This window comes from Shewanella sp. NIFS-20-20 (assembly GCF_019209865.1).
GTDB lineage: Bacteria > Pseudomonadota > Gammaproteobacteria > Enterobacterales > Shewanellaceae > Shewanella.
On sequence record NZ_JAHUTT010000003.1, the window covers coordinates 116,537 to 127,419 of the forward strand.

Annotated in this window: 13 protein-coding genes; 6 read left to right on the forward strand and 7 right to left on the reverse strand. The window is 46.0% G+C overall.

All coding sequences use genetic code 11. The features are described from left to right. Positions 1–53 precede the first annotated feature (53 nt). Positions 54–1,175 carry a ribonuclease D gene (gene rnd, locus KU855_RS01830; RefSeq protein WP_218528637.1) on the forward strand — a complete coding sequence of 374 codons (1,122 nt, stop codon included), beginning with the start codon at positions 54–56 and terminating at the stop codon, positions 1,173–1,175. Between the two features lie 27 nt (positions 1,176–1,202). On the opposite strand, the gene minE is transcribed toward rnd, so the two are convergent. Genes minE through minC form a run of 3 tightly spaced genes read right to left on the reverse strand, consistent with a single transcriptional unit; the run spans position 1,203 to position 2,968 of the window. After that, positions 1,203–1,463 carry a cell division topological specificity factor MinE gene (minE, locus tag KU855_RS01835; RefSeq protein WP_218528638.1) on the reverse strand — a complete coding sequence of 87 codons (261 nt, stop codon included), beginning with the start codon at positions 1,461–1,463 and terminating at the stop codon, positions 1,203–1,205. Between the two features lie 2 nt (positions 1,464–1,465). After that, complete coding sequence (gene minD / locus KU855_RS01840) at positions 1,466–2,275, reverse strand: septum site-determining protein MinD (RefSeq protein ID WP_218528639.1); 810 nt, start codon at positions 2,273–2,275, stop codon at positions 1,466–1,468. 27 nt (positions 2,276–2,302) lie between these two features. Continuing rightward, entirely contained in the window at positions 2,303–2,968 is a 666-nt protein-coding gene (gene minC / locus KU855_RS01845; RefSeq protein ID WP_218528640.1) for a septum site-determining protein MinC, read from the reverse strand. Between the two features lie 132 nt (positions 2,969–3,100). On the opposite strand from minC, the gene KU855_RS01850 reads away from it, so the two are divergent. Genes KU855_RS01850 through KU855_RS01860 form a run of 3 tightly spaced genes read left to right on the forward strand, consistent with a single transcriptional unit; the run spans position 3,101 to position 4,923 of the window. Then, a complete protein-coding gene (locus tag KU855_RS01850; protein ID WP_218528656.1) occupies positions 3,101–3,385 on the forward strand; it encodes a YcgL domain-containing protein in 285 nt (94 codons plus the stop codon). A 60-nt stretch (positions 3,386–3,445) separates the two neighbouring features. Beyond that, positions 3,446–4,441, forward strand: coding sequence for a lytic murein transglycosylase (locus KU855_RS01855; protein WP_218528641.1), 996 nt, complete (start codon positions 3,446–3,448; stop codon positions 4,439–4,441). A gap of 41 nt (positions 4,442–4,482) precedes the next feature. Next, positions 4,483–4,923: a YcgN family cysteine cluster protein gene (locus KU855_RS01860; RefSeq protein ID WP_218528642.1), complete on the forward strand. Its 441-nt coding sequence runs from the start codon at positions 4,483–4,485 to the stop codon at positions 4,921–4,923. 179 nt (positions 4,924–5,102) lie between these two features. Here the strand turns inward: KU855_RS01860 and KU855_RS01865 are convergent, their stop codons facing one another. The 4 genes from KU855_RS01865 to nhaB form a co-directional block, all read right to left on the reverse strand. Further along, positions 5,103–6,002, reverse strand: coding sequence for an MBL fold metallo-hydrolase (locus KU855_RS01865; RefSeq protein WP_371316308.1), 900 nt, complete (start codon positions 6,000–6,002; stop codon positions 5,103–5,105). Between the two features lie 348 nt (positions 6,003–6,350). Further along, positions 6,351–7,016, reverse strand: coding sequence for a cold shock domain-containing protein (locus KU855_RS01870; protein WP_218528644.1), 666 nt, complete (start codon positions 7,014–7,016; stop codon positions 6,351–6,353). A gap of 377 nt (positions 7,017–7,393) precedes the next feature. Next, positions 7,394–7,936 carry a disulfide bond formation protein DsbB gene (dsbB, locus tag KU855_RS01875; RefSeq protein ID WP_256260829.1) on the reverse strand — a complete coding sequence of 181 codons (543 nt, stop codon included), beginning with the start codon at positions 7,934–7,936 and terminating at the stop codon, positions 7,394–7,396. A gap of 59 nt (positions 7,937–7,995) precedes the next feature. After that, positions 7,996–9,582, reverse strand: coding sequence for a sodium/proton antiporter NhaB (gene nhaB, locus KU855_RS01880; RefSeq protein ID WP_218528645.1), 1,587 nt, complete (start codon positions 9,580–9,582; stop codon positions 7,996–7,998). A gap of 296 nt (positions 9,583–9,878) precedes the next feature. Here nhaB and fadR point away from each other — a divergent pair, with 296 nt between their 5' ends. Further along, positions 9,879–10,598, forward strand: a complete 720-nt coding sequence (gene fadR / locus KU855_RS01885) for a fatty acid metabolism transcriptional regulator FadR (protein WP_218528658.1) — start codon at positions 9,879–9,881, stop codon at positions 10,596–10,598. A gap of 124 nt (positions 10,599–10,722) precedes the next feature. Beyond that, the coding region (locus tag KU855_RS01890; protein ID WP_218528659.1) for a transposase domain-containing protein at positions 10,723–10,883 on the forward strand (161 nt) is incomplete at its 3' end.

Below are 10,883 nucleotides of genomic sequence, written 5' to 3' on the forward strand. Positions count from 1 at the left end.
TTGGCAAAACCGGCGTCAGCCGGTTTTTTCTTTTCCGCTAACAGGAGTGTGTTTTGTTAGAATATGTATACATTAGCGATCAGGGCAGCTTTGATGCCTTGGTGGCGCAATATAGTAACGCTCCGTTACTGGTGCTTGATACCGAATTTGTGCGCACGCGTACCTATTATGCCAAACTCGGGTTAATTCAAGCGTACGATGGCCAAACACTCGCGCTTATCGATCCGTTAGCCGTCAAAGACTTATCAGGATTTTGGGCCTTATTGCAAGACCCAAATATTATCAAATTAGTGCATTCATGTAGCGAAGATCTCGAAGTATTTGCTCATTATGGTCAGTGTCAGCCGGCACCATTATTTGATAGTCAGTTGGCCGCCGCTTTTGCGGGGATGGGGCATGGTTTAGGGTACGCTAAGCTGGTGCAAGCGTGTTTAGGCGTGGAGCTCGATAAGGGTGAGTCTCGCACCGATTGGTTGAAACGACCGTTAAGTCAAGCGCAGCTGCAATATGCGGCCAACGATGTGTATTATTTGTATCAGCTCTATCCGCAATTGTTGAGCGCCTTAAATGACAAACAACGCCTAACCTGGTTATGGGAAGAAGGCCAACGTTTAACCCAAGACCGCTTAACCCCCCTCGATCCTGCGTTAGCCTATTTGAAAGTTAAAAATGCATTTCAATTAAGCAGTGAAGAGTTGGCGGTACTAAGAGATCTCGCGGCTTGGCGCTTACAGCGGGCTATCGATAGAGACTTAGCCTTAGGATTTGTGGTGAAAGATCATGTGTTATTAGCGCTGGCGAAAAAACAGCCTAAGTCACTTGAAGGCTTAATGCGCATGGTTGAGCTAAGTGAGCATGAAAAGCGGGTGTTAGGTCAGGAGTTACTGAAGATTATTGCCGCTGTTGATTTTACTTCGTGTCCCGAGCCAATCGATATTTTGGCATTACAACCCGGTTACAAACCTGCCTTTAAGGCCATTAAAGCGGCCTTGGTGAGCGTGTGTGAACAATATCAAGTGCCTGATGAATTGTTATCTTCAAAGCGGCATATTCATGAGTATTTAACGTGGCACTGGCATGATCAGCAAGGTGAGTTGCCGTTATTGCTCGTTGGCTGGCGAGGCGAGCTTAGTCACCAACTATTACAGCAACTTGGTGTTAGTTTTGTGAAATAAAAGAAAGGCGCTTAAGCGCCTTTTTTATTAGTTCTTTTCAGGCAAGGTGACATTGAGTTCCAGCACCGATAAATTATCATCGTTTTGATCAAGCTGAACACTCACTTGTTCTTCAGAGATAGTTACATACTTACGAATAACGTCGATAATCTCTTGCTTCATTTGCGGGAAATAATCCGGCATACCACGTTCAGTGCGTTGGTGGGCCACGATAATTTGCAGTCTTTCCTTCGCGGTGACCGCAGTTTGAGGTTTCTTACTGCTTTTGAAGTAATCGAGTAATGACATAATTAGCTACCAAATATCCGTTTCAAGAAGCCTTTTTTTGCTTCCGTGACAAACCTAAGCGGAACATCTTGACCCAATAGGCGATTAATCGTGTCGGCATAGGCCATGCCAGCATCGCTTTGCTCATCCATGATCACCGGCACTCCTGAGTTAGACGCCTTTAAGACGGCCTGAGACTCAGGGATAACCCCTAATAAATCGATGGCAAGAATTTCTTCAACATCCGCCACACTCAGCATTTCCCCTAAGGTCACGCGGTTAGGTGAATAGCGGGTCAGTAGCAAATACTCTTTGATCGGTTCAAGGCTTAATTCTGCGCGGCGGGATTTGCTTTGCAACATGCCGAGGATCCGATCGGAATCGCGTACTGAGCTGACTTCTGGATTGGTGGTGACAATGGCGATATCGGCAAAATACAATGCCATCATGGCACCGTTTTCAATCCCCGCAGGAGAGTCACAAATAATATATTCAAAGTCTTTAGCCAAGTCATCCAGGACTTTGCCCACACCTTCTTTAGTGAGGGCTTCTTTGTCTCGAGTTTGAGATGCTGGCAAGATAAACAACTTATCACAGCGTTTATCTTTGATGAGTGCTTGGTTGAGATTAGCTTCACCATTGATGACATTGACAAAGTCATAAACTACACGGCGCTCACACCCCATAATTAAGTCAAGATTTCTTAAACCAATATCGAAATCAATAACCACAGTTTTATGCCCAGCTAACGCTAGTCCGGTCGCAATCGCTGCACTGGAAGTGGTTTTGCCGACACCACCTTTACCGGATGTGACAACAATAATTTGTGCCATGTTTGTATCCTTTATTTTGCCTGCGCCCTACACAGGCAACGATTCAACAATCAGAGATTCGCCATCTAGGCGAATACAACCGCTTTTAATATCACTAAATTGCTGCAAGTTTTCGGACAGCCAATATTGGCCGGCGATAGAAACTAATTCAGCTTGTAAATCATGAGCTAGAATAATGGCATGGCGGTCACCATTGGCCCCTGCCATGGCTTTTCCACGTAAACTGCCATAAATATGGATATTACCATCAGCAATCACTTCAGCGCCGTTGCCAACAGCACCAAAGACGATTAAATCGCCATCTTTGGCATAGATTTGTTGGCCAGAACGGACATTTTGCTTGACGATTTTAGTGGTTCTCGGTGGCGGGGGCGGGCACACGGCCTCTTTACCAATTTTGACCACTGCCACCCCTAATCCCTTAGCTTGTTCTGTTTGTTTATTGCTGGCGGCAGTAATCCCTACCACAATAAACCCTTGGGCAGCGACCTGCTGCAATACCCTGTTAACATCCAGTCGTTGAGCCTGTTCATGGCCTAAGTGAACGACCACTGGCGCTTGCGAAAAAAATTGAGGAGCTTGTGCAACTTTAGCGGCTAATTCAGTAGAAAATTGATCGATATCGCTGCTATTAATATAGAGTACCGAAAAAGTGAAGGTCGAGCCTTTTAATTCGAGGCTAGGGGTCGGCATCAGTCGCTAACTCTCCGCAAAAATCAAAGTGCAACAAAATTGCCTGCACTTTTTAGCATTATCATGAATAGGTCATGTTATAGTGTGGACTTAAGACTGACAAGGTTTGTTAAACTGGAATTTAGTGAAAATATGCTCTGTGCCGTATATAAAAGCAGCCGCAAGGCCGATAGCTATCTTTTTGTAAACAAAAGAGATGACTTCAGTGATGTCCCTGCTGAATTAATGACAATGTTTGGTGTGCCGCAATTAGTGATGGTGATGTCTCTGGCCAAAAGAGATCATCTTGGTATGGCAGATATCAATAAGGTTAAACATGAGTTGGCCGACAAAGGGTATTATTTGCAATTACCGCCACCGAAAGTAGATTTGCTGAAGGAATATAGGCAACAGCAGGCGTCAGAGGTATCTCAATAATAAATAACTTATATGAAGTGAGTTATCTATACTAAGGTAAGGCAATAACAAGGATGTGTGATGAATAAAGTATTTTATACATCAGTACTACTCGTATCTATGGTGAATCTAGTACTGCCCCCTGTACAAGCCAATATGCAGAGGCAGGAGCGCAGTTTTGCCGAACAGATGATGACGCTTAAAGCGGCCGTTCTGGCGGATCCTAGGCAGCCCTATGATGCGGCCGCCCTGAATATGTTACTTAGCGACGTCAAGCCTTACCTTCGCCAAACCCTCGAGGTTGACCCAAGTTTACCTATTAATTTAGATACCTACCTGCCGTTACACATTCCCAATGACAAAGTTGAACGTGCCATATCATTGCAAAAGCAGCATGAGCGCGTCCTTACTGACATCGCCAAGCAATATCAAGTTCAAGCGCGTTTTATCTTGGCGGTGTGGGGCATTGCCTCGGATTATGGTGCGGATATGGGCTCATTTCCTGCGCTGACCGTGTTGGCGACTCAATCCCTGCAAGCTGACCTAGACACCACAGATTTTGTCGACGCGATTGTCGCCTTAGCCGCCTCTGGCTTAACCCCGCGCCAATTTACTGCCAATCGAGACGGGCGTTTAGGTCAGGCAGGGTTAACTGCCTCGCAGTATTTACAGTTTGGTGCTGACGGCGATGGTGATGACAAGATAGACATTTGGCACAATCATGCCGATGTGTTCGCCACCATTGCCAATATGTTGCGCCAGCAAGGCTGGCAGATGGAGGCCACTTGGGGTCGTCAAGTGCAAGTGCCTGATGATTTTGTGCTTGATAATGCCCTAGCAAAGGGACCGCAGGCTTTTGAATTTTGGCAAGGGTTAGGCGTCCGCCGCTTTAATGGTGATGACTTACCTAAGGTAGCCTCTATTCGAGCCAACTTGATTGCCCCAGATGGCATCAATGGCCGTAAATACCTTGTTTACGAGAACTACCGAGCGTTGAACCAGCTGCTAGATAACCATTATGCCAGTATCTCCGTCACTTATTTATCGGAGAGGATTAAGTATCCGAAGCAAAAATAGTGTAATATCGCCGCCTTTCTTCTGTCTGTAAGTGGTTAAGTATGTCGTTTTGGAAACAAAAAGAGTTATCGCAGTTTTCTCATGAAGAGTGGGAGTCGCTTTGTGATGGCTGTGGTAAATGTTGTTTAAATAAGCTTATCGATGATGAGACTGAGCAACTTTATTATACCAATGCGGCCTGTAAGCTTCTCAATACCGCCTCCGGTGGCTGCCAAAAGTATGCTCAGCGTTTTATAGAAGTGCCTGAATGTACTCGTATTACGCCAGAAAATATAGCTGAATTAACATGGTTACCAGACTCTTGTGCTTATCGTCGTATATTTCAAGGTCGCGACTTACCTAGTTGGCATCCGCTGCTCACAGGGTCAAAAACTGCTATGATCCAAGCTGGAATGTCAGTGTCTGGCAAGGTGGTGTGCGAAACCAAAGTAATTGATGTTGAAGACCATATTGTATTATGGCCATTACAAGATTGTGAGTAATGCAGCATCGTCTATCCGCTTGGCAATGTCGCTAGCTAGCCACTGTAGTTAATGATATTTGCTCATATCTTTAGTGACACTAGCCCTAAGAGCTAGGGAAAAAAGCCTTGGGCTAATGAGCAGGACCTTGGCAAACGGGGGCAATGCGGAGGCTGTCATCGTGGAAAATGTTGGCTCAATCACAGTGGCAAAATTAATCCTTCGTTTGCTATGCGAAAGCCTGCCGCTGTGACCGCCAATGACTCAGGGCTGCTTGGTTTTAACAGGGGATTGGTATGGTTGAGGTGAATAAAAATGATTTTTTGTTTTTGATCTTCAGCCAAATTTTTCAAGCGTGACATCGACTCAATAACCAAAGGGTGGGGGACGTCGGCCATGGTTCGCCCTTTGAGTTCATCGGCACTGTAAAACGTGGCGTCTAGCAAAGCGTAATCAACCTGTGGGATCAGATCCTCAATAGCCGTGCTCCATTTCTGCCATTTATCAATATCCGGAATAAACAGTGCCGTTTTTGTTGGCCCTTTAATGAGGTAACCAACGGTTTCACTAAACTCATCTCTATGAGGCACTAGCAGAGGGGTGACCTTAATACTCCCAAGTGTAACCTCACGTTGGTGTTGTAACGTCTTTAGTTCAATATTCTTGAGCTTAACCAGTTGCGACCACGGGCCATTATTTTCAAGAAATGAGCGCATTGCCGGCATCGCATAAACCGCGATTTGCTTGGTGGCGGCAGATTCACGGCCAAAATGCATCAAGCCCGTGTAATGGCCCATGTGCGCATGCGTAAGAAACACTCCCTGTAACAGATAGTCAGGTTGAGACCACTCTTGCTGGAGCAAATACAGCTGCTGGGGGAGATCTGGGGTGGCCTCAAACAGATAGTGAGCCTTGGCGGCATGATCAACGACGGCTAAGGAGGTGGCCATTTTACGCAAAGATTTATCTTGCCAAGCGGGCATACAGTGCGGTTGATAGCACAGGGTTTGTGGGTAGCCAGCATCTTGCGCTATCCCCAGCACCACGAGTTCAGTGTTAGCGCCATGCTTTGCTATGTGCGCTTGGCTCGCCTTGGGCACACAGAAAACAACAATAGAAATTATTAAAGACTGGTAAACCAACGGCATAGTACGCATGAGTCATAGGGTGTTTTTCAAACCGAAGACCTAACATCTCAGCTTTAACCATGATATGCAAGCTTGGTTAAATGGCGGCCGCAAGGATGCAAGATGACTCATCAAAATGACAGATAGCGCCAAGTCCTAAGTCAGTCATTACAGCTAAATTGCGCCCCTGCCGCGCACGATGATTTATACTCACGTCTGGGTTGATTGTTAGCCTCGTCAAGTGAGGTTAACTGGCTGGCCTCAGGGCCAAGATTTAGCGAGTGAGGCCATGGATGGGGTATGTTTACGTCAAAGCGCCGTTTAGGCTAACCACTGGAACAGGCCTATACCAGCTAATGCTGGGATCACGATCATGACAGCCAGCACCCCAAGGCAACCACTGTGGTTGTTTCGCGTGGGTGAATGCTCGTGTTTTGGGTTGTCCTTTAGCCATTGGCGGTGGCAAGGCGAGCAGTACAGTTTGGTGAAGCCATTATTCCACGCATGGATGCTTCTCGCGTCATGGGCTGCTGTCGTTCGACAACCAGCGCAATGAAACACTTTTTCTAGCGGTTTTTTTTGCCGACTTAAGATCAACACGGCGATGACGGCTGCGATACCAGAAGGCCAAGAACTTGCTAGTGACTTTGTCTGATAAAAAGTCACCCCTGCGGCCGCAAGCGAGAGTAAAACGACGAGGAACGACAGGTAGTCAATGACATTTTTCTTAGGTGGTTTAGTCGCTACAAACCTTGTTTTGAGGGGGGAGTTGGGGCGGGTGGTGACGCCTTCGATGGTTACGCCCTTAGCTTTGAGCCGTCGTTGGGAGTCATGCATTGGTTCATAAAGCACGCTATCGCCGACTTGGGGTCTACGGGCCTTTGTCTTAACGCTAGACACATGGAAAAACAATGTTTGCGAGCCATCTTCGGGTTGTATGAACCCAAACCCCTTGTCATCTTTCCATTGGACAATTTTACCTTTCATCAATCCGACAACTCCTTGCTAGTAGATTAGTTATTTTTACGCCTTTAAGTGAAGATTCACGCTACCTTTTAACCTAATGCCTTGTCACAAACGGCTAAGTAGAATCAAACTGAGTTCCCGGAACCTTGGGAATTTATATTAACTAGTTCGGCCCTTAATTCCATGCAATAGCGGGCATATTTTTCAACATCATTGCGACAGTAAGTACCTTGTTTAAGCGTCAGAACATCGCCATTAATGAAGTGTTGAGTCATCGTTTACCAATATGACCCCATAGATGCCATTAAAAAGCCAGCCATGGGGCGTTAGATAGGTTGATTGCACGATTTGCTCGGCGCAGATGTAGGCTTGCGGCGGTTAAATCGCGGCGCTTACTCTTATGCTTTGTCAGTTTGCGTTGGTCTGACGATGGGTTTGATCATGATAACCCAGAGCATTAAGTAGAGGCTAAAAACCACTTGCATCCATTGCGCCATTGTTAACCCCAATAGACTCCAGACATCATCAGTACACATGCCTGTTGGCATCATGACGGCGGGGAACCATTGATGTAACGGCATGAACTCTGGGAAGTTGGGCAGAAATGCACAGGTTGCGAAGGGCGAGGGATCGGCTTGTATAGCGACTAATTCGGTAGCGATTTGTAACCCCCAACCCGCGCTGATAAGCCAAATTAGCGCGCCGATAATGCGAAGAACTCGTGTTGGGTAAACACTATTTAACAGTGCGGCTATCAGAATACCAAACACGGCTAGCCTGATATAAATACACATCACACAAGGATCAAGCTTAAGGCCGTATTGAAAGAATAGGGCGGCCACTTCTAATAAGATGGCTGAGATGCCAACTAGCATCCATGCGCGGCGAGAATGAGCAAAATGGGTTAATTGGCTTTCGGTAATCACAGCAACTCCTGTCAAAAAAACGCCCTGTGATCAGGGCGTTTTGAATGTACTAGATAGCTGTAGCTGTGGTCAACTTAATGTGCTGACTGAATAACCTCGACCGCCTCTTTGACGCTGTGGTGGGTTAAGATATTGCTATCATAAAAATATTGGGTCATCTCCACTAGGAAACCGGTTTCAATCGCGACCAAGCCAACGATGGATAACACGATGGTGTAAGGTAAGGCCATCCATACCATGCGTCCATAAGACAGACGAATGAGGGGGGCTAACGCTGACGTCAGCAAGAACAGGAAGGCCGCTTGACCATTTGGCGTGGCGACTGAAGGTAAGTTGGTTCCGGTATTGATGGCCACGGCTAATAAGTCGAATTGATCACGGGTGATCTGACCATTTAATAGTGCGGCTTTCACTTCGTTGATGTACACGGTGCCGACAAACACGTTGTCAGATACCATCGACAATAAGGCGTTAGCGATAAAGAACACCACCAACTGCATATTGCCTTCAAAACCAAGTGCCCACTGGATCACGGGAGCGAATAAGCCTTGATCAATGATCACAGCCACTACCGCAAAGAATACGGCTAATAAGGCAGTAAAGGGTAGGGCTTCTTCGAAGGCCTTACCTAGCGCATGTTCATCAGTAATACCGTTAAACGCGGTACAAAGAATAATCACGGTTAAGCCAATCAAACCAACGGAGGCCAAGTGCAAGGCTAAGCCTAAAATTAACCAGATACCAACAACGGCTTGGACAATCAATTTCATATTGTCGCGATTGGTGCGGTTGGCATCTTCATGGGCTGAGTAATCACATAAAATCTTGTGAACCGCATCCGGTAATTCGGCGCCGTAACCAAAGATCTTAAATTTCTCTACCGCCAAACAGGTCAACATACCGGCAATAAAGACCGGAACCGTGACGGGGGACATGCGGATAGCAAATTCAGCAAACTGCCAATTGGCTTGGGCGGCAATAATTAAGTTTTGCGGCTCACCCACCATGGTACACACGCCACCGAGCGCGGTACCGACACCAGCATGCATTAATAAGTTACGTAAATAGCCGCGAAACGCTTCTAATTCATTTTCGTCTAAGCATTGGTTGCCATCATTGGTATGGTCATGGCTGGCACTGAAGTCTTTACCCGAAGCCACTTTATGATAAATGGCATAGAAACCAACGGCGACCGCGATAATCACCGCGATAACAGTTAAGGCATCTAAGAAGGCGGATAAGAAAGCGGCAGCACTACAAAACATGATGGAAACTACAGTTTTGCTACGTACTTTGGTGATCATTTTAGTGAAACCAAACAGCAGTAACTGCTTCATGAAGTAAATGCCGGCAACCATAAATACCAGCAACAAGATGACTTCGAGATTCGCTTCGATTTCATGCAGGACTTGGCTGGGGGAGGTCATGCCGATGATCACGGCTTCAATGGCTAACAAACCACCGGGCTGCAGTGGATAGCATTTGAGCGCCATGGCTAATGTGAAAATAAATTCTATGACTAAAACCCAACCTGCCACGAATGGGTCTAGGTAGAAAAGAACTGGGTTTAGTACTAAAAATGCGAGGATTGCGATCTTGTACCACTTGGGAGAGTTACCCAAGAAGTTTGAGATAAACGCCTGACTTAAGGTCACAGGCATGGCTTCCGTACTCCTAAATAAGTTTAATACTACAAGCTTCTACTATTTGCGCTTGTTCAGTTCAAATTCTAGCGTAAAGCAGGGGCTAATGTCATAACAAAGGCTGGCTAAATCGTGAAAAGCTGATCCATACGACACAAAACTCAATTTTTTTTGGGTTTAACTCGGTTTTTTGATAAATATTTACGCTAAATTGTTGTAGTTCTATGCATTTACGGCTTTTAGTTTTTATTTTTTACCCTTCTGGTATGATAAGCACCAATAAATTAATGCAAGACAAAATGGATAGTGGGCTGATGATTATCGATGCCAAAGGACCTGCAAGTTTTGCAGAAAAATATATAGTACGTTCAATTTGGGAAGAAAAATTTCCACCCGGGTCTATTTTACCCGCCGAGCGCGAGTTATCTGAACTCATTGGTGTGACTCGCACCACTCTAAGAGAAGTGTTGCAGCGTTTAGCCCGCGATGGTTGGTTGACTATTCAGCACGGTAAACCGACTCGTGTGAATAATGTCTGGGAAACATCGGGCTTAAATATTTTAAGTACCATAGCAGATCTTGATCCCGATGGATTTCCGACTTTAGTCGATCAGTTGCTGTCAGCCCGAACTAACATTAGTGCCATCTACTTCCGCGGTTGTATTAGGATGAACCCTGGCATTGCGACGGAAGTCTTAAGTGGCATTCACCAGCTGGCAGATACCGCCGAAGCCTTTGCTGAATTTGATTACCAACTCCATCACACCATGGCGTTTTCTTCAGGTAATCCGCTGTATGTGCTGATCCTCAATGGCTTTAAAAAACTCTACAGTGGTGTCGGCCGCTATTATTTCAGTAGCAGTGAAGCGCGCGCCTTGGCACTGAACTTTTACCAACAGCTTGAAGCATTAGCTAAAGACAGCAATTTTGCCGAGGTCCCAACCCTGATGCGACATTATGGTATGGATAGCGGTAAAATGTGGTTGAAACTGCGGGACGATATGCCGGCAGATGTGGCCAAAGAGCTTAGCTAACCATTAAAACTAAGCATTAAAAAACGCCCTGTCATCAGGGTAATGCCGATCAGTTAAGACAGATCGCTTGACGATCTCACTGAAAGGATCAAAATCCGATGACCCCTTGTCATCGGATTTTTTTATGCAACTTTCAGAAGCTTTGGCGCGTACTCATTTCAATCGTCTTACCGAATTCACCTGTCTGGCCGATGTGCTTGAGCCTGATTTAATTCAGTCGTGCCTTGATTCACATGGTGTTGCCAGTTTACGGCGACGTAAGTTACCTATGGATGCCATGATTTG